Below are 20,426 nucleotides of genomic sequence, written 5' to 3' on the forward strand. Positions count from 1 at the left end.
GCTATGAACCCATAGCCTTGTTTTTTGAATGGATTATATTATAGGGGTATTATTTATCCCACCATACTCTGGCAGTGAAGGTATCTCCACCTGTTAGCCTGGCAACTGCAGCTGCATAATTTGTAGCATTTGTTGATGGCAGTCCAAGCGGATAAGGGATCCTTCTTGGAATAGTTGATACAGCAAACTGGTTTGGATAAGTTACCGGTGTTAAAACAGGAATTCCCGACCTTCTCCAGTTAGCCCAGGTTTCATTGAAGTTGAATGTTGCTGATGTTTCAACAAAATACTCCATATTAATCTGTTGTAAAGCAGTACCAGCAACCAAAGGATGAGCAGCAACATAAGCAGTTATGCTTGCAGCAGGTACAGATGTTGTACCAAACTGACCTAAGGTTTGCAGATCAGCAGTAAGTGCATTAGCATAGTGTGTTGCTGCAGAACCAGTACTCCAGCCTCTTGTGGCTGCTTCGGCAAATAAAAGCTCGCTTTCTCCGTAAGTCATCAGAAAATTATAACGGCTACGGTCGTCATATACTGCAAACTGCGGACGTGAATATTTGCCATCCGGAGCAGCTGCATCATTTGCAACTGAGGGGTCGGCAGGGCTTGTGCCAGGATAACCAGGAGCTTTTGAAATATCAAAAGCGCCTCCCTTTTGATCGTAACCATTCGGCATGCCTGCTTGCAGGCTTGCTGTGTTGATACCTACAACCTGATTTTCATTGGCTTTTTTACCAGTACCGGTAGATATTTCGGCTATAGCACTAATACGTGGATCAGCAGTCAATTTCATATAGTCGATCAAGGTTTTTGACCATCTTACTTCCCTGAAGTCATCAGTTACCAATAATGCTGCCGCATCACTATTCCCGTTACCATTGGCATTATCTGCCTTTACTTTTGCATTATCATCAATAGATGCCATTGCTCCGCCGGCATACGCTTTTTCAGCATATTTTTGGGCAGTGGCAGGGTCAACTTTAGTAAGGCGCATAGCTGCGCGTAACATTAATGAATATCCAAGTTTTTTCCATTTTGAGATATCACCTGAATAGAAAAGATCAGAAGTAAGTTTATCTTTCGATACATTTAAAGCTGCAGTTGCGGTTTCAAGCTGGCTAAGCATAGAAGTATAAATGCTTTGCTGGGTATCAAAAACAGGCGTAGTAATACCTGATTTAGCCTGCCCTTCCTGAGAGAAAGGGATATCCCCGTAAGCATCAGTTATGCGCTGTAAAATCATCATCCTAAAGATGGTTCCACAATTATCAAGGTTGGTATAAGCCGCGTTACCCTTAACCAGGTCTTTCATCTCATCAACCAAAGTAGAAGAGCCGTAGCTTGTATTCCAAGTTCTTGAATAATAATCGCGCCCACTGCCTGCATAAATATATTTATCGCCATTGCCATAATAATCATAAGTTGAGGCCAACGATTGTGACCACATACTCTGGTATAGCAATTGATCGTAGCCGGTATTTGAAAACTTAATTTGTGCCTGGGCCATCAAAAAGTTTGGGTTAAGCAAACCTGCATCTATTTTAGTGGGGTCCGTATTTATTTGGTCAAAGTTTTTAGTACAACCCGCTATAAAGGTGGCACCTATAAGCAGGCAACTATATATCAGTTGTTTTTTCATCTTTGTTATTTTTTAAATTTAAAGTTAACATTTAACCCGTATGTTCTAACTGCAGGTACGCTTGTACCCTCAATACCAGCATAATTGATACCTGGAGCAAAATTTGATTCAGGGTCAATGTTGTCGGTATGTTTCATGATTGTCCATAAGTTTCTGGCCACTAATGAAACAGTAATAGAGTTGAATGGGCTGTTGCCTAAAATGTTTTTAGGGATGCTGTAGCCAAATGTAACTTGACGCAGCTTAATAAAGCTACCATCTAAAACGTTGAGCGCTGAAACGTTACGCGCTAAGGTTTGATAGTAAGTTTCGGCCGGAACGTTTACTGTATTTGGCGTTCCACTTTCGGTTACACCAACGCCAACTACACCAGTTTCACGGCCAACAAGGGTCATTTTGTTTAAACCGCGGAAAATGCTGTAGTAATTAGTCGCTGATAATACCTTGTTACCAAAACGATAATCAACAAGGAAGCCCAGGTTAAAGTTTTTATAGGTAAAATCATTATTGAAACCACCGTAAAATTTAGGTGTTACACTTCCCATTGGTGTACGTGCTGTGATTTCGGCATTACCGGTGGCGTCAAATATAATGTTGCCACTGGCATCGCGTTTATAGTCATTAGCCAGAATTTGCGGACCAGCCATACCTTTAACAAAAGCTGTGGTCGCATTTAACGGGCGATAAGTACCCAAACCAATATTGCTGTCAGTAGCATCAGTAGCCAATACTTTATTTTTAATATAAGTAAAGTTAAAAGAAGGGTTCCAGCTAAAGGTGCTGGTTCTCACAGGTGAGCCATGCAACTCCACCTCTATACCTTTATTGCTAACGGACGCGGTAGGAATGTAATAGTGCTGATAACCTGTTGACCAATCAATACTACTGTTAACTATCTCATTTTTAGTTTTTCTGCTGAAATAAGAAACATCTAATCCTATACGATCGTTGAGGAATTTTAGCTCAGTACCAATTTCAAACTCAGTCAGCGTAAATGGCTTTAAATTTGCGTTAGGTAGTTGATCAGAAAAATTAACGGCATTATTCCCATTAATTGAATTGGCTACTTTGTAGTAAACTCTGTTTGCATATGGTAGCGCACCAGCACTTGTTTTTGCGAAAGAAAGACGAAGTTTTCCGAAATCAAGGCCATTTATATGAGTAAGATCTGAGAATATAAAACTTGCTGAAACGGAAGGAGTGAAAATTCCGGGGCCTAATTCTTTTGATATACTGCTATAATAATCATAACGTCCGTTGGTACTTAAAACTAAAAAGTTTTTTATAGCAAAATCAGCGGTGTAATACGCAGAATTAACTTGTTGTTTTTTAGGGTCATCATCTGGTGAATCAGAATCAGATCCAATAGTTCCGCTGGTTCTTGTTAAACCGTTTGACAGGTCATAAAAATAAGGAATAATAAAATTATTTGCTTTTATTCTTGTACCGTCATATTGGTTCTTACGGATGTTACCACCCACTGATATATCAAGGTTCAAAAAGTCCTTAATCAGGTCGTGCTTAGCACCTAACAGCACATCAGCGTTAAATTCAGTTGTTTGTGTTGTTTGTTGAGTTAAATCTCCATTGTTACCAGAGTTATAAGCAGTACCTGTTGGGGTAATATTTATACGCTCATCATGTATATTATCGTAACCTATACGACCTTGAACGTATGCCCATGGTGTTACGCTATACCTGGCAGATATTGAAGATATTAAGCGCTCTCTTCTTGTATTGGATATAAAATTATAGGCTGCAAAGTAAGGGTTAGTTACGTATACATCATTTGTAAATGATTGTTCGGTTTTGTCAGCTTTTGTTCCTGGCGCTAAAATGCTCTGCGCTTCATTTGGTGCCAAAAACTGTACGTTGTTGGGATTGCCCGGGCCATCACTTAAACCCGAACGGTTTTTTTCGTCGTCTATAATGTAATTGGCAACCAGGTTAATGTCCAGGTTTTTGATTACTGTTTGAGAGCCGTTAAAGTTGAAAGTTTTCCTGTTCAATCCGCTGTTTGGTATAATAGCATGGTTATTCATATCAGATAATGACAAGCGGAAAGCGCCGGTTTCATTGCCACCAGTTAAAGAAACGGTGTTGGTGAAAGTATTACCTGTTTTGTAAAATTTAGTGTAATTATCGCTTGTTTTTGAGTATGCATAACTTTTACCATCAAACTGGATTACTTGTGAACCATCAAGCTTTGCTCCCCATGCCAGGTTACCTGAACTTAATGCTCCGGCAGCATTGACTGGTTTAAGCCCGTTTTCGCCCTGGCCATATGTAGTTTGGAAATCTGTATTATCATAAACCCTATCCATTTGGTAATTACCATTGTACTCTACGCCAAAGCCCGAGTTTTTCTTGCCTGATTTGGTAGTGATCAAAATAACACCACCTGTGGCACGGGTACCATAAAGCGCAGATGCCGACTGACCTTTTAATACGGTCATGGTTTCGATATCATCCGGGTTGATGTTGGCAATACCATCACCATAATCTGCACCGCCCCATTCGCCTGATTGACCCCTTTGGGTGTTATCCATTGGAACGCCATTAATTACGAACAATGGTCCCTGGGTAGTGCTGGTACTGGTTACACCACGTAACAATATACGGGCAGATGAACCAGCTCCACCATTGGTTCCGCTAATGCTTAAACCAGCCACACGGCCCGTTAATGAATAGGCTACGTTTGATTCTTTTGCTTTATCAAGCAGATCGCCTTTAACCGTTGTTAAAGCATAACCAACCTTTTTCGATTCCTTTTTAATACCTAATGCGGTAACTACAACTTCATTCAGGCTGGTATTGGCCACTAAAGAAATAGTTAATGAAGTTCTTGTACCTACAGTTATTTCCTGGGTAGTAAAACCAATATAACTCACAATCAATACAGTTTGCGGAGTTGCATCCACTGTGAAATTGCCCTGGGTATCAGTTTGCGTACCTGTGGTGGTACCTTTTATTCTAACGCTTACACCAATTAGCGGTTCGCCTTTTTCATCAATTACCTTACCGGTAACTTTTGCAATGCTGGGTTTAGTATTAAAGTTTAAATCGTTTGTTTTTTTAGGAGACGTAGCGGCTGTAGCATGCATATTTATGAGAACTAAGCCTGCAAGCGCTAATTTACATATGGGCAACGATTTTGATATCCAGTGCCTGTGTACACCCATTGGGTGTTTAAAAAATTTCATATTTTGCTGAATTTAAAGGGAGTTAATAACAAGGTGCTGTTACCAGTACCTGTATTTATAAACATTCAAAAATCATTCTGTGGGGCAGCAATTCCCGCCGGGTAATTGTGCCTTGGGGTAGGGTAAGTAAGCATTTTCTACATAGGCCTAAATTTTTTCGGGTTTAATAAATAATGTCTTTATATTAAATACACATTAATGGCCACAAATAATTCAGGGCGGCATTATGGTGATTTAAAGTAGGGACAATTAAATTTTAACTATTGCCTACAAACCCGTGAAAAATATTTTAATGCTTTGATTTAACAGTATTATAAGCGGCATTTACGGCATAGGGCAACCATAATACTCTACTTTACAGGTAGGAATAATTGTTGTTTAATGTAAATTAATAGTAATTAATAACTGCCTTTTCCTGACAGGATCATAGAAGCCAGTCGTTCATCCCTGTTATAAATATCCTTCCTGAAATTGAGCTTGTTGCTCCTGTCAGTAAATGCGGTGAAATAAGCTATAAAAACAGGCGTTTTTTGTTTGAGGGTTATTTGCTGCTCTTTACCCAGGTGCATGGCTTTGTTGATTCTGGCAGCTGTCCAGGTGCTGTCATACTTTAACAAAAAGGATGCAAGCCTGGCCGGTTCGCCGACACGGATGCAACCATGACTAAAGGCCCTCGATGATTCGCCGAACAATGATTTTGATGGAGTGTCATGCAAATAAATGCTGTAGCTGTTTGGGAAAAGGAATTTAACCAATCCCAATGAATTTGCGGAGCCAGGTTTTTGTTTGATCACAGGCAAGCCATTGACTTTGCCGGTAATGATCATATTATGCTCATTAATATAGTTAGGGTTTCTTTTTATAGCAGGTAAAACCTCGTTGCGGATAATACTTTCGGGTAAATTCCAGTAAGGGCTAAAAACAACAAACTGCATTACGCCATAAAAAATAACCGTTTGATGCACTTCCTGGCCAACCACTACATTGCAGCTCCAAAGTAAACTGTCGGCATGATAAACATGCAGCTTAAATTCGGGTATATTAACGGCAAGGTAATCGGTGTTCAGGCTTACCGGGAGCCAGCGGCAACGCTCCATATTAACCAGGATTTGCTGTATGCGGTTTTTTATGGGCACATTTAATTCGGCAATAGTGCCTGAGCCTGCAATGCCGTCGGCAGTTAGGCCATGCCTTAGCTGAAACTGCTTAAACGCCTCTTTCAACTCATCGTTGTAAACATTATTTAAAGTGTCACCTTTAAAATCTTCCAGTTTATAAAGCCGCCTCTTTATTAAAGATATTACTTCCAGAGAATCGCCGGGTTTTAATTTTTCATCCAGAATAATGGGTAGCCACTTGTCTGTAACATCAAGATGGCGATATTTGGCCAGGTAGTTTTTTAACAAATCATATTGCCTGTAAACAGGTTCGGGCATAGTACTGCCCGGTTTTCCTGGTTTTTTTAACAAACTGTCAAGGTAATCGTTGTATGACACCTTTTTCCGGGGCAGGTACCAATTAACCGAGCGGGTTATTGAATCACTCATCCCCTGGAAAGCCAGTTTTGAAAAAACAAAATATTGCGCGGTAAGCATCAACTCGGTGTTGATATTTATTTTTCCTGGCTTTGCTTTGGGATGGACATCAAATATCAATGAATCTAACGATTTTGGGTAGGGGATGGCTTTATATACGCCTTCGTTTTGCAAATTGATTAACCTGTCTGATAGGTTTCCGGCCTGCTCAATCAGCACACCATTAACATACCATGCGTAAGCAAACCTACGTTTACTATAAAATAGGTTGATATCCTGAGCATAAGCATTAAAGGCCGGATATTTTTTAAGAAAAATTACTATCTGCGCACTGTCAAAAGTAGCTTTAGTTTGATCACTGAAATTGCCGGGTATGGTTTTATTCCATTCCTTAACTATTTTCTTTTTTAGTGAATCGGCTTTTGATTGCTGGTTACGTTTGGCATTTTGCTTACAGCTAAATAGTGTAAAAATGCATACAGCCATAAGTAAAGTATAGTACGTGTATGACCTGCTTAACATAGAATATTTTTTGCCGGAAAGATAGGAAACAAAAAATAGAATAATTATTTCAAAAAATGTATACTAAGTTTATAGATTTAATAGTATATTTGTTCTATATCATTCAGAATTATGTCAGACAATAAATTTAACCAGTATATAACCAGCTTTTTAAGTGGTAATAAACTTAAAAATATGCTGTGTATGTGTTACTGTTGTTGAGTTTTCCCTATCTCCAAACCTCTGATCAATTAAAATTTTACTGACTTCATTATTTAACATATTTTTTATGAACACTTATCTGGTTAATCAAATTAGCACGTCTGCAACCAACAGGCTGTTATATCAATACCATATAATTTACGGATTGTGCCGTTGTTGCGATTGAATTAGTAAATCATCGCATCAATAAAAAACATTATTCCATTAAATCTTCATTCTACAAAAAATGTTAACTACAAATAATAAATATCCGTTTTTTGATCTGTCAGAAATTGTTGCCGATGCTGATCTCCCGTTTAAACCTTATCAGCCTTTAAAACCTGTAAAAGCAGGTAACTTTATACCCGGACTTAAATTATATAATGACTATAGCCGCTGGCAACAGTTTTTTAATGGCGCCGAAACACATGGCCCTGTTTCTTTAAGGCATTTGTTAAATAAACCATTGGTTATTGCCTTTTACTCGCATCACTGGCGTGAACAGGGCTTTAACTTGCTAAAACAGCTTAATAATATCCATAACGAAATAAAAGCAAGCGGGGGCAACCTGCTTATCATTAGCGATGAACGTACTGACGAACTGGAAAAGAAAGCCTGGGAAAACAGCCTGACCCTGAACTTTTATTATGATGAGGACAAGGAGATAGCCCGTGCATTCCGGATTTTCTCTGAAAACGATCCGGTTTGGAATAGATTTTCAGGTATTGATGTAAACGTGCCTTTGCTGGCTACTTATATTATTGATCCATCAAAACAGGTTATCTATAGTCATATTGACTGGGATTTTTTAGGTACTTTTTCTGCCGGGGATATTATTTCATCAGTATATGAATCAGCACTGATCGGCAACAGTAAAAAGTCGGCATAGTTGTGAACGTTTTAATAGGAAAGCCATGTCAAACACAATAGATGAGTTACAAAAGGTTAAGACTAGGGTGCATCAGCAGGTGCTTGCAGCTAACCAGGAATATGTAAAGCATTTTGGCGATAAGTCTAAATTAACCATACCTCCGGCGCGCCGGTTTGCTATTTTAACTTGTATGGATGCCCGGTTAGACCCCGCTAAATATGCCGGCCTTGCCGAAGGCGATGCGCATGTGATACGTAATGCAGGTGGTCGGGCCAGCGATGATGCCATTAGGTCATTGGTCATTTCGCATAAATTATTGGGAACAAAAGAGTGGTTTGTTATTCATCATACCGACTGTGGTATGGCTTTGTTTACGGATGAAATTATCCGCGATCTGTTAGCTAAAAGCCTTAAAACGGCCACTGTAGATGAAAACGGCTGGCGGAATACCGAAGAAAGCGGTGGCTCGAATGAGGCTAATCATATTGCTTTTTTAACTTTTAAAAACCTGGAGGCAAGCGTTATTGAGGATGTACAGCGGATAAGGCAGCATCCGCTGGTTTCAAAAAGTATCCCCATTTACGGATATATTTATTATGTACATTCGGGCAAGCTGATCGAGGTTCCGGAAGCAACACATGCAGGCGAAGTTTTAATTTGATCTGTAAGAGCATACATCAAAATAAAGCCTGTTTGATATGGATCAAACAGGCTTTATTCATTAGAATAATTTAAGATCCTAATTCAACTCCAGAGTTACCACTGATTTGGCAGGTAGCGTAACTACCAGTTTGTCGCCATCTTTTTTAGCGCCTGTAAAATTGCTCAGGTGAATTTTATTCGGATCCTTAAAAGTGTTTATGTTGGTAACATTGGCAGAGGTTAGTACCTGACCGCTTATAGTTGACCAATTAATATCCTTAAAACCAGTAGTAATGGTTACCGGGTTGTGGATATCAAGGTTAACCAATGAAATATGAACCTTTCCTGTAGCATCCTGCGATGCGGAAGCGTTTACCGCCGGGATCTTTTTACCGTCAACTTCATAATCAGGTACATCTAATTTTATAGGCAGGTATTTGGCATCCTGATGCACTTTATACATATCAAATATATGGTAGGTAGGGGTAAGCACCATTTTTTCCTTATCGGTTAAAATAAGGGCTTGCAGTACGTTTATAGTTTGAGCCAGAGCGGCCATCTTAACCCTGTCGCTATGGTTATTAAAAATGTTAAGGGTTGTTGCAGCGATCAATGCATCGCGCAGGCTGTTTTGTTGGTATAAAAAGCCGGGATTAGTACCTGGTTCAGGGTCTGTCCAAATACCCCACTCGTCAACTACCAGAGCCACACGCTTTTCAGGATCATATTTATCCATAATAGCCGAGTGCTTGGTAACAAGTTCTTCCATTTTTAGACAATTCACCATGGTACCAAAATATTCCTTTTCGCTAAACGCTGTTGCTGACCCTTTTTTGCCCCAACTGCCCGTAGGTATAGTGTAGTAATGAAGTGATATGCCATACATCATGTGTAATGGTATGTTTTTCATACATACTTCGGTCCAGTTATAATCACCGGCATTGGCGCCGGTGGCTATTTTCTTAAGTTTGGCGCCGGGGTAATCTTTAGCAAAAGAAGCATAACGTTTAAACTGATCGGCATAAAACTCGGGTGTCATGTTACCACCGCAGCCCCAGCTCTCGTTACCCACACCCCAAAAACTAACCTTGTAAGGCTCGGGGTGACCATTTTTTACCCTTTCCTTTACTACAGTGCTTGTGCTGTTGGAGTTCAGGTACTCAATCCATTTCGACATTTCATCAACGGTGCCGCTGCCTACGTTACCGGCTATATAGGGTTCGCATTTTAGTAAGCTGCAAAGCTCCAAAAATTCATGTGTGCCGAAACTGTTGTCTTCAGTTACACCGCCCCAGTTGGTATTAACCATGCGTGGGCGTTGCGCGGAGGGGCCAACACCATCGCGCCAATGGTATTCATCGGCAAAACATCCACCGGGCCAGCGCAGGTTGGGGATCTTTATTTTTTTTAAGGCATCAACAATATCAAGTCTTATGCGGCCCTGTTTTTTTACAGGTAATGATTTATCAACCCAAAAACCATCATAGATGCCGCGACCCAGGTGTTCGGCAAATTGACCGTAAATGTTGCGGCTGATGGTTGTTTTTGAATCGTTGCTGATAGTGATTGTGCCGGTTTGACCAAAGCCCGAGGCCGTAATGAGGCATAAGGCTAAAGTACACAGGTAGATAAGTGTTTTCTTTTTCATTGATTTTTAGGTTCTGATTTGGATATGTAAATAAAAGAAAAAAAATTAATAAGTGTATAAAGAACAAATATTAATTTTTAATAATCAGGTTAAATTATTGGTTTTAATTTGTGTATAGATCACAATTATTATTAGATAATGATCAAAATACTCTTAATTAAAGTTTACTAACCGCTTGTAAAAAATTTACAAACTTACTGCTGCTATAATCAGCAGCACCCGAATGGCTGTATATAAGGTCCCCGTTTTTATTAAAAACCAACGTGGTAGGGATAGTACCGTCCATTATATCATCCGGAACCTCGCTGGTCAGGGTGAACATGGGCAAGCTATATTGATGTTGCTGCATAAACCCATTTGCTTTTTTATAATCATTATCTACATCAACAATCATAAAAACTACGTTAGGGTTGTTTTTAAACTGTGCATACAGCTCGTTAACAGATGGCATTTCGGCAATGCAAGGTGGGCACCAGGTGGCCCAAAAATTAACAAATATCACTTTGCCCTTCAGGTCGGCTGTATTAACTGTTTTACCATTGTTATCCCTGAAGCTGATGTTAAATGGATCGGCCAAAGGTTTTTTTGAAACAGCAACCGGTATTGAAGGCTGAAAGAAACCAACTTTCATCAGGCTTCTTATCAACAAACTCTTTGCGCTGGGGTTAATCAGCATAACAAGAACAACAACCATCATTAACGCATACAAAACATTTCCCGCGGTTATTTTTCTTTTCAGCATACCTTTAAATTATAAAAAAATCAATGCGGAAGTTTGTCACGCAATAAACCATAAACCCATGTGCCCGCAATGGCGCTGAGTAGTGTAATAGTAATTACACCAAAGCCACTACCGATCTGGGCAAACAGCGGGCCCGGACAAGCGCCTGTAATCGCCCAACCCAAACCAAATATCAATCCACCATAAACATTACCCCAATGAAACTTTTTTGTGGGGATCACTACAGCTTCGCCGGGTAAGGTTTTGATTTTAAAATGTTTAATTAATAAAACGGAAACCATGCCGACCAATATAGCGCTACCAATAATGCCGTACATGTGGAAGGATTGCAACTTGAACATTTCCTGTATCCTGAACCAGGATATAACCTCTGATTTAACCAGCACTATTCCAAAAAGCAAGCCTGTAATAAGGTATTTGATGTTACGCATATTTATAGCTGGATAAGGTATGGTAAAATAAACCAGGTCATGATAAAGCCGCCAATCATAAAACAACAGGTAGCTACCATTGATGGCCACTGCAAAGTTGATATACCCATTATAGCATGACCCGATGTGCAGCCACCGGCATACCTTGTACCAAAGCCAACCATAAAACCGCCAATAACTATAAAGATGAAGCCCCTTAATGATAACAGTTGTTGAAAGCTGAATATATCCCCTGGTAATAAACTGCTAAAATCATTTACGCCTTGTCGTTTGAGCAGGGTAGCGGTTTGTGGATTAATATTAACCGCATGGTTCCCTGATAAATATTGAGTTGCTATATATCCGCCAAGCATAATGCCGGCAACAAAAAACAGGTTCCAGCTCTCTTTTTTCCAGTCGTATTTAAAAAATGGAATATTTGCAGGTAAACAGGCAGCGCAGATATGCCTTAGTGAAGATGATATACCAAATGCCTTATTGCCCATTAATAAAAGGGCGGGCACAACAAGGCCTATCAGAGGGCCTGCCACATACCAGGGCCAGGGTTGTTTAAAGAAGTCCATAATTACAAGCCATAACTCATCCTAACAAAGGTATCTATAGTAAATAGCAATACTATAATTTGTACCAGTGCTATTTACACGAATAAAAGTAATTTTATTTTTTTATTTGTTTTAATCAACTGTATCAATATATTTACAATAGTTTATACCCCTTGTTAATTACTTCATTTGGTGAAAAAGCTTATTGCCATATTATTATTAAATGTACACCTGTTCAATTTGGGCGGATACAATTTGGTATTTAAGTATTTAATTCACCGGTCGGAAGTTCAGATAGTTAAACAGATCTACGAAAACAAGGTAGACTCCACCAAACTTGTTGAAATAAAGCTTCCCGTGCATTTACCGGGTATTCACGAATGGAGTGATTATGTAGTTGATCATGGCCAGCTTCAGCTAAAAGGCGTTTATTATAATTATTTAAGATATAAAGTTACCAGGGACACGATGTCATTCATTTGCATTGCCAATAGTGTTAAAACCCGCCTTGTAACTGCAAACTTAATTATCGCCAAAGAGTTCAGTGATGTTCCCCTGAGTAAAAAAGGACATGAATCCTCTCTCAAAAAAGTAAGTTTCGGTAGTGAATATAGTTTCCAGGAAATGCATTACCAATTTTTAGCATTTTCAACAATGCTTAAAATGCGCATAAACCCTATATCTTACCATTTAAATTCTCCCTTTATCGAATCGCCCGGCAAACCGCCAGATTTTACCTGCTAATTATTACCTGTAAATTATGATGTTGAATTGCTTTATATGCTTTAATTAAAGCTATAAATCCGTTTGATAATTGTTCAAGAACAAGTTGTTGCATTTTATTGTAATGCGCATATTATTAACTATAACATAGTTTACACTCAATTATCTTTTTATTGCTGATAAATTATTAAGAACATTCTTATTCAGGGTGCTTTTGAATAATTGTCTTTCAGCCTGTTTCTAATTATTTTATTAGCAAAACCCTAATTAATATATATGATGAAATTTTTATCAATGAATTTTTACAGGTGCTGTTTAGTTACGGCTTGCTGTCTTACGCTTTCGCAATTTGCTAAGGCCCAAACAGATGCCGACGCGCTCATGATCCCTGAAAATTATTTTTGTGCGGCCGGTATATATACCCATGGCAGTTGGGATCATTACTGGGAAGGTACCTTTAAGCGCGATAACCTTAACTTGGGTACCGTGAGCACCAGTACGTATATGGTGGGCGGTACTTACGGACTATCAAACCGCATTAACCTAACACTGATGGTGCCTTATGTTAAAACCCACGCAACAGCCGGGACTCTAAGAGGGGAACAAAATTTTCAGGACCTGAGTGGGTCTGTAAAATGGATGGCCATTAAGGAGGAGTTAGGCAAAGGATTATTTAGTTTCCATGCTATTTTATCCGGATCGATCCCGTTAACTAATTACGAAGCCGATTTTTTACCCTTATCAATAGGTTTACACAGCAAGAATGTGGCTTTACGTGGTTTGCTTAATTATCAAACAGGTAGGTTCTTTGTAGCTGGTGCCGGGCAATACATTAGGCGCAGCAATATCACTATTGACAGAAATTCATACTACACAACCGAAATGCATTATACCAATGAGGTTGAAATGCCAAATGTTACCAACTTTTTTGTAAGCTCGGGTTTTCGCAGCTTAAAATTTAATGCTGAGGCCGTGTTGACTAAAGTAACAACCCTTGGCGGTTTTGATATCAGGAAAAACGACATGCCTTTTCCGAGCAATAAAATGAATGCTACCATTGCCGGGTTGATATTGAAATACAGCTTCCAGTCTATCAGTGGTTTAGAGTTTACCGCTGGTGGTAATTATGTTTTGAAAGGCAGAAATGTTGGGCAAACAAGAAGCTTTTACGGAGGTGTGTACTATGTTTTTAGCACTAAGAAAGAGAAATAGACAGGTAGATATTTAATGATAATCGATATGAAAAGAACATTACTTTATATAATCCCAACCATTCTTTTAGGTGTAACCATTTTTGGTTCATCATGTAAAAAAGATGTTGTTGACCGCACTTCACTGTATCCTGCGCTTGCACCAGGTAATATTGATCTGAATGCTGATACCTGGAAGCCAGTACTGGTAACCGATTTTAGTGTACTGAATGTAGCCGCACCGGATGCCGTTGCATCGCCGGCTTATGTTGCCGATTTAAATGAAATCAAAGCGCTTCAGCGTAATTTAAGCAGTGATCAGAAGGCATCTATTAAATACTGGAGCGCTGGCTCGGTATTACGTTGGAATGAGATATTACGTGAGCTGGTAGCAAAGCATAATGTACCGCCGTATCAGAACCCTGACGGTACTTATCCGGCCCCTAATTCGGCCAATCCGTTCAATTATCCCGAATTCCCTTTTTCAAACCCGCCGTACGCGGCACGTGCCTATGCTTATGTAAGTGCAGCGCAGTATGACGCATTGGTGGCTGCCTGGCATTTTAAAAATATATACAAACGCACCGCTCCTTACAAAAATGATTCAGGAGTTCAGGCTTTAGTTCCGGCATCTGAATTGCCATCATATCCGAGCGAGGATGCTGTTGCCGCTGGTGCTGCCGTTGAGATAATGAAACTATTATTTCCAACCGAAATAGCTTTTATTCAGCAAAAGGCTGATGAAGAAAAATTATACAGAATAATGGCTGGTGCCAATACCAGGGGAGAGATTAATGCGGGCGAATCATTAGGTAAACAGGTTGCCGCTATATTTGCTAACCGTGCACGTAATGATCGTGCTGGCAAGGCTGGGGGAAGTCCTGATATATGGAAGGCTTTTCAAACAATAGCCAGCAGTAAAGGCGAGCAATTCTGGATTAGCCTGGAAACACCTAAAAGGCCTCCTATGTTGCCGCTGTTTTCAAAAGTTATCCCGTTTTTGTTTGATACACTTACCGTAGTGGCCATCAGGCCGCCGGCACCATATTTAACTAACTCTCCTGAGTTTAAAAAAGAAACGGAAGAAGTATTGGCATTCAGCAAAGACAGGTCACGCGCACATGAAGAACAGGTAGCATTTTGGGCCGATGGTGTGGCTACCTATACGCCAACAGGCCACTGGAACGCCATTGCTGCTGATGAATTTGTAAAACAAAAATACAGTGAAGTACGCTGGGCACGTAACTTTGCATTACTAAACATGGCCGAAATGGATGCAGCTATAGTTTGCTGGGATACCAAGTATTTTTACTTTAACCAGCGCCCATCACAGGCAAACCCTGCAATTAAAACTTTAACTGGGGTGCCAAATTTTCCGGCGTATACATCCGGGCACTCTAATTTTAGCGGAGCAGCCGCGACTGTATTAACTTATTTGCTTCCTGACAGGGGTACTAAATTTACTGACCTGGCGCATGATGCTGCCATGTCAAGGTTATACGGTGCTATTCATTACCGTAGTGATTGTGAAGTTGGCCTGGTAACCGGAAACAAAGTTGGCCAGTACGCGGTACAAAGAGCAAAAACAGACGGAGCAGATAAATAACAATCCGAAGTATTAAAATTGATAAAATGTTACGTTTAACTACCGATCAAAAAATTTATTTCACACTTCGTCTCGCTGTGGCTATGTGCTTTATTGGGCATGGCGCATTCGGTATTATCACCAAACCAATATGGTGCAATTATTTTGCATTGGTTGGTATTGGTCAGGATGCAGCTTACCGTTTAATGCCGGTTGTGGGTGTTGTTGACATATTGATGGGTATATCCATGCTTATTTACCCCGTACGCGCTGTGGCCGGATGGTTGGTTATATGGGGTGTAGTCACTGCATCTATGCGCCCTTTATCAGGAGAGCCATTTGCTGAGTTTATTGAACGTGCAGGTAATTTTGGGGTTCCCTTTGTGCTATTGTTATTACAGGGCGGTTTTAAAATACCCGTTAAGCAATGGTTTAGCCGTATGGATGATAACGTGGTTATTAATGCATCCACTTTGAAAACGGTTATCAATTGCTTAAGGGTGTTTGCATTTTTGCTGCTGTTGGGGCACGGGTGCCTTAATTTTATAGAGAAGGCCAGCCTAGTTAATCAATATAATTCCATAGGTTTTCATGATCCCGGCAAAACAGCCCAGATAGTAGGTGTATTTGAGATAATAGCGGCTTTTTCGCTATTGATCCGTCCTTTTAAAAATTTATTACTCGTATTTATCATTTGGAAAATAACAAGTGAGATGTTTTATCCGCACTATGAAATGTTTGAGTGGATAGAGCGGGGGGGCAGCTATGGTGTATTGCTGGCTTTATGGTTCGCGGTTAAAAAAGCGCCATCGGGGTTTATCGTCTTTCCGTGGAAAAATATAAATAAACTGAGAGTTAGTTGATCAAAATAAAATCCTGTATGAGAGCAGGTTAAAGTCAGGCTTAAATGCCTGACTTTATTTAAAAAATTTGTCTTAAACCTTTAAAAATCATCATAAAAAACAACATGAAATTTACTCTAAAATTCTTTTTCGCAATAGCTTTTTACACAGTATTTACTTATACTCATGCAAACGCCCAGGGATGTGTAGCCATTAAGAGCAGTGGCCCACTTGCCAACATGGAACACCCCATGCAGGATTCCAGCAGTAAAGGTTGGCAGCTTTCTGTATCATACCGATACTTTAAATCATTCCGTCATTTTAAAGGTGCTGATGAACAAAAACAACGCCTGGTAATAGGCAACGAGGTGATAAACCATCAAAGCACCATTGATTTGGGTATAACCAGGATTTTTAACCAGTATTGGTCGGTATCTGTTGGTATGCCTTATCTCATCAATACCCGTTCGTCATTATATGAACATGGTGGTAAAGAGAGGCATAGTTCATACTCGCATGGAATTGGCGATATGCGCATAGTTGCCAACAGATGGTTGTTTAACAGTCATACTGCATCAAAGGGCAACATTCAGGTAGGCCTGGGTGTTAAACTGCCAACCGGCGATTACAATTACCAGTCTAAATTTTTTAATGTAACGCCAGAAACACGCCCGGTTGATCAATCTATCCAGTTGGGCGATGGTGGTGTTGGTATTATTGCTGAAATGAACGGATTTTTAAACTTTACCAGTCGGTTTAGTGGATATACCAATCTGTATTATATGGCAAATCCACGCAACACCAATGGTACCCGCACTTACCGCGAGGTATTAAGCGCCTCATTAGCTAACGAGGCTATATCAAGCGTGCCTGATCAATATCTGGCAAGGATTGGAGTAAACTATACATTTGGCGGGGCATTAAACGCACTTACTTTATCTGCAGGTGGAAGAATAGAAGGTATCCCGGTACATGACCTGATTGGTAAAAGTAATGCATTTCGCCGTCCGGGATATATCATATCCGCAGAGCCTTCAATAAATTATAGTTTAAAAAGGATAAACATTTTTGCTAATGTACCTATCGCCTTAAAACGTGACCGTACACAAAGTGTAACCGACAAAGAAAACAGCATTAGAACGGGTACTTATGTTATAGGCGACGCTGCGTTTGCAGATTACTCTATAAATATTGGTGCATCTTTTAGATTTTAAAACATATATACAGAGTTTAGTTGATAAGTAGAAGCCGGGAGTGAGATCCCCGGCTTTTTTGTTGTTATTTATTGGTTAATCTTTATAATTTTATCGCATGAACACTCCAGAAGAAAACTTTGCAGCGTTGGGTTTAAACCTACCGCCTGCACCAAAGCCGCTTGGCGTTTATAAACCATGTTTAATTGATGGCAAATACCTGTATTTATCAGGTCATGGTACCGTACAGGACGATGGTACGCTGATCATCGGTCGTATTGGCGATACTATTTCACAGGAAGATGGTAAACTGGCTGCCCGTCAGGTTGGTTTAGCTATGCTGGCCACCATTAAAGCCAACATAGGCAGTCTTGACAAAGTAAAAAGAGTAATAAAAGTATTGGGTATGGTTAATTGCACACCTAATTTTGAGAAACATCCCTTTATTATAAACGGCGCCAGTGAACTTTTTGCTAAAGTATGGGGCGAAGAAAATGGCATTGGCGTACGCAGTGCTGTAGGTATGGGTTCATTACCCGATAATATCCCGGTAGAGATCGAGGCTTTGTTTGAATTAGCCTGAGAATAGTTTTAAGAGTTTTGAGTGGTGGGTTTTGAGTTGTTAAATAATTTGTCGAAAATCATGGCAATCTTTTAATCTGATGAATCGCGGTTCAGACAAAAAACTCAGCACCAGTACTCAAAACTCACTACCCAAAACTCACAACTCATGACTCAAGATTGGTACATAATTGACGACGTTGAAAAGCTGGATACTCCGGCCCTGGTAGTTTATCCTGATAGGGTAAAAGCAAATATTGATCTGCTTAAATCCATGATCAATAATGTTGATCGGTTACGTCCGCATGTAAAAACCTATAAAAATAAGGAAGTTACCTTATTACTGCTTGCCGCGGATGTCCATAAGTTTAAATGCGCTACTATTGCTGAGGCTGAATTGCTGGCGGTTTGTAAAGCGCCCGATGTGCTGCTTGCTTATCAGCCGGTTGGCCCTAAGCTTTATAGGTTCGTCAAGCTGATGCAAACGTATTCTCATACCAAGTTTTCATGTTTGGTTGATAATGCCGTTGCTGCAAAAGAAATATCTGATATTGCACAAGCCAATAAGTTAACGATCAATGTTTATCTCGATCTTAACGTTGGCATGAACCGCACTGGCATCCCTGCAGGGTTTGAAGCACTGCAGTTATATATGGATTGTGCCGTATTGCCTGGTCTTAACCCGGTTGGCCTTCATGCCTATGATGGGCATATTCATGATGTTGATCTTGAAACCCGTACAGAGCGTTGTAATGCGGGTTTTGAACCGGTATTAAAGCTGCAACAGGATTTGAAACAAAGGGGCTATCCCGAACCTATTATTGTGGCTGGTGGATCTCCCACGTTTCCTATTCACTCCAAAAGAAAACAAGTTGAGTGCAGTCCCGGAACTTTTGTTTATTGGGATAAAGGTTATCAACTGGGAATGCCTGAACAGCCGTTTTTACCAGCCGCATTGGTAATTACAAGAGTAATATCCCTGCCTGATGCGACTAAAGTTTGCCTGGATGTTGGGCATAAATCAGTATCTGCTGAAAACGAATTGAACAAACGAATTTATTTTTTAAATGCCCCCGAACTTAAACCAGTAGGGCAGAGCGAAGAGCATTTGGTGGTAGAGGCTGGTAAAGATCATGCTTACCAGGTGGGTGATGTACTATATGGCATGCCACATCATATATGCCCAACTGTAGCTTTATATGAGCGCACTTATATAATTGAAAATAATACACTTAATGGCGAATGGCTTAATGCCGCACGTGACCGTAAAATAACTATCTGATATGTTTATAATTGATGCCCATTTAGATTTAAGCATGAACGCGCTGGAGTGGAACCGCGACCTGACTCGTCCGCTTGCCGAAATTAACCAGCGTGAAGAAGGCTTAACCGATAAACCTGATCGTGCTAAAGCTGTAGTTTCATTATCCGAATTGCGTAAAGGCAACATTGGTTTGGTGGTTGCTACACAAATTGGGCGTTATGTAGCTCCTGATAATCCATTGCCAGGCTGGCATTCACCAGAACAGGCCTGGGCACAAACCCAGGGGCAGGTAGCCTGGTATAAAGCCATGGAAGATGCTGGTGAAATGGGTCAGGTAAATGACCTGCCATCATTGGAAAAACACCTTAAACTTTGGAACGATGGTCAATCAACCAATCATAAACCTGTAGGCTATATTTTAAGCCTGGAGGGTGCTGATTCAATTGTTACTGTACAACATCTTGAACGTGCTTATAATTACGGTCTGCGTGCCGTTGGCCCTGCACACTATGGCCCCGGCAGGTATGCACAAGGCACCGATGCTACTGGTTATATGGGGCCCAAAGGGCATGAGTTACTAAAAGAAATGGAGCGGCTGAATATTATTTTAGATGCCACCCATTTATGCGATGACAGCTTTTGGGAAGCTCTGGATAATTTTAACGGTCACGTTTGGGCCAGCCATAATAATTGCCGCGCATTGGTAAACCACAACCGCCAATACAGCAATGAAATGATCAAAGCACTGATTGACCGTGGCGCGGTGATAGGCGCTGCGCTGGATGCCTGGATGATGGTACCCGGGTGGGTTAGGGGCGTATCAACTCCCAAGGGGATGAATTGCAACCTTGAGGTGATGGTTGACCATATTGACCATATTTGCCAGATAGCAGGAAATGCCCTGCACATTGGCATGGGCTCAGATCTTGACGGTGCCTTCGGTCGCGAGCAGTGCCCTTATGATCTGGAAACTATTGCTGATCTGCAAAAAGTGCCCTCACTGCTAAAAAAACGTGGCTATACCGATGCAGATATTGAAAATATGATGCACGGTAACTGGCTGCGGTTCTTAAGAAATGCCTGGGCGTAGGAAATTGGAGGTAAGAAATA

General features: G+C 40.4%; 17 protein-coding genes. 10 read left to right on the top strand and 7 right to left on the bottom strand.

Features of this window, described 5'->3' with window-relative positions:
- Nucleotides 1-49: 49 nt before the first annotated feature.
- From M2273_RS01610 to M2273_RS01620, 3 genes are all read right to left on the bottom strand, one after another.
- Entirely contained in the window at nucleotides 50-1,642 is a 1,593-nt protein-coding gene (locus M2273_RS01610; RefSeq protein ID WP_429392137.1) for a SusD/RagB family nutrient-binding outer membrane lipoprotein, read from the bottom strand.
- A 5-nt stretch (nucleotides 1,643-1,647) separates the two neighbouring features.
- On the bottom strand, nucleotides 1,648-4,845 hold the full coding sequence (locus M2273_RS01615) for a SusC/RagA family TonB-linked outer membrane protein (protein WP_429392140.1): 3,198 nt from the start codon (nucleotides 4,843-4,845) through the stop codon (nucleotides 1,648-1,650).
- A 398-nt stretch (nucleotides 4,846-5,243) separates the two neighbouring features.
- Nucleotides 5,244-6,866 (bottom strand): L,D-transpeptidase family protein, encoded by a 1,623-nt coding sequence (locus tag M2273_RS01620; RefSeq protein ID WP_429392142.1) that lies wholly within the window; start codon nucleotides 6,864-6,866, stop codon nucleotides 5,244-5,246.
- 463 nt (nucleotides 6,867-7,329) lie between these two features.
- Here M2273_RS01620 and M2273_RS01625 point away from each other — a divergent pair, with 463 nt between their 5' ends.
- Nucleotides 7,330-7,971 (top strand): redoxin domain-containing protein, encoded by a 642-nt coding sequence (locus M2273_RS01625; RefSeq protein WP_429392145.1) that lies wholly within the window; start codon nucleotides 7,330-7,332, stop codon nucleotides 7,969-7,971.
- 25 nt (nucleotides 7,972-7,996) lie between these two features.
- Nucleotides 7,997-8,614, top strand: coding sequence for a beta-class carbonic anhydrase (locus tag M2273_RS01630; protein ID WP_429392148.1), 618 nt, complete (start codon nucleotides 7,997-7,999; stop codon nucleotides 8,612-8,614).
- A gap of 78 nt (nucleotides 8,615-8,692) precedes the next feature.
- Here M2273_RS01630 and M2273_RS01635 read toward each other — a convergent pair whose 3' ends face one another.
- From M2273_RS01635 to M2273_RS01650, 4 genes are all read right to left on the bottom strand, one after another.
- A complete protein-coding gene (locus M2273_RS01635) occupies nucleotides 8,693-10,243 on the bottom strand; it encodes an alpha-N-arabinofuranosidase (protein ID WP_429392150.1) in 1,551 nt (516 codons plus the stop codon).
- Nucleotides 10,244-10,400: 157 nt separating this feature from the next.
- Nucleotides 10,401-10,985, bottom strand: a complete 585-nt coding sequence (locus M2273_RS01640; protein WP_429392153.1) for a TlpA family protein disulfide reductase — start codon at nucleotides 10,983-10,985, stop codon at nucleotides 10,401-10,403.
- 20 nt (nucleotides 10,986-11,005) lie between these two features.
- Nucleotides 11,006-11,416 (bottom strand): DUF6691 family protein, encoded by a 411-nt coding sequence (locus tag M2273_RS01645; protein ID WP_429392155.1) that lies wholly within the window; start codon nucleotides 11,414-11,416, stop codon nucleotides 11,006-11,008.
- A gap of 2 nt (nucleotides 11,417-11,418) precedes the next feature.
- On the bottom strand, nucleotides 11,419-11,979 hold the full coding sequence (locus tag M2273_RS01650) for a YeeE/YedE family protein (protein WP_429392158.1): 561 nt from the start codon (nucleotides 11,977-11,979) through the stop codon (nucleotides 11,419-11,421).
- 171 nt (nucleotides 11,980-12,150) lie between these two features.
- Here M2273_RS01650 and M2273_RS01655 point away from each other — a divergent pair, with 171 nt between their 5' ends.
- From M2273_RS01655 to M2273_RS01690, 8 genes are all read left to right on the top strand, one after another.
- Nucleotides 12,151-12,702 (top strand): hypothetical protein, encoded by a 552-nt coding sequence (locus M2273_RS01655; protein ID WP_429392160.1) that lies wholly within the window; start codon nucleotides 12,151-12,153, stop codon nucleotides 12,700-12,702.
- 255 nt (nucleotides 12,703-12,957) lie between these two features.
- A complete protein-coding gene (locus M2273_RS01660) occupies nucleotides 12,958-13,893 on the top strand; it encodes a hypothetical protein (protein WP_429392162.1) in 936 nt (311 codons plus the stop codon).
- A gap of 27 nt (nucleotides 13,894-13,920) precedes the next feature.
- Nucleotides 13,921-15,477 carry a phosphatase PAP2 family protein gene (locus M2273_RS01665; RefSeq protein WP_429392164.1) on the top strand — a complete coding sequence of 519 codons (1,557 nt, stop codon included), beginning with the start codon at nucleotides 13,921-13,923 and terminating at the stop codon, nucleotides 15,475-15,477.
- A 26-nt stretch (nucleotides 15,478-15,503) separates the two neighbouring features.
- Nucleotides 15,504-16,319, top strand: coding sequence for a hypothetical protein (locus M2273_RS01670; protein ID WP_429392165.1), 816 nt, complete (start codon nucleotides 15,504-15,506; stop codon nucleotides 16,317-16,319).
- Nucleotides 16,320-16,423: 104 nt separating this feature from the next.
- A complete protein-coding gene (locus M2273_RS01675; RefSeq protein ID WP_429392168.1) occupies nucleotides 16,424-17,512 on the top strand; it encodes a hypothetical protein in 1,089 nt (362 codons plus the stop codon).
- 97 nt (nucleotides 17,513-17,609) lie between these two features.
- Nucleotides 17,610-18,074: a RidA family protein gene (locus M2273_RS01680; RefSeq protein WP_429392170.1), complete on the top strand. Its 465-nt coding sequence runs from the start codon at nucleotides 17,610-17,612 to the stop codon at nucleotides 18,072-18,074.
- A gap of 147 nt (nucleotides 18,075-18,221) precedes the next feature.
- On the top strand, nucleotides 18,222-19,334 hold the full coding sequence (locus M2273_RS01685) for a D-TA family PLP-dependent enzyme (RefSeq protein ID WP_429392173.1): 1,113 nt from the start codon (nucleotides 18,222-18,224) through the stop codon (nucleotides 19,332-19,334).
- Between the two features lies 1 nt (nucleotide 19,335).
- Nucleotides 19,336-20,406, top strand: a complete 1,071-nt coding sequence (locus M2273_RS01690) for a dipeptidase (RefSeq protein WP_429392176.1) — start codon at nucleotides 19,336-19,338, stop codon at nucleotides 20,404-20,406.
- The last annotated feature ends 20 nt before the right edge of the window (nucleotides 20,407-20,426 follow it).

This window comes from Mucilaginibacter lappiensis (genome assembly GCF_050433765.1).
Taxonomy (GTDB): domain Bacteria; phylum Bacteroidota; class Bacteroidia; order Sphingobacteriales; family Sphingobacteriaceae; genus Mucilaginibacter; species Mucilaginibacter lappiensis_A.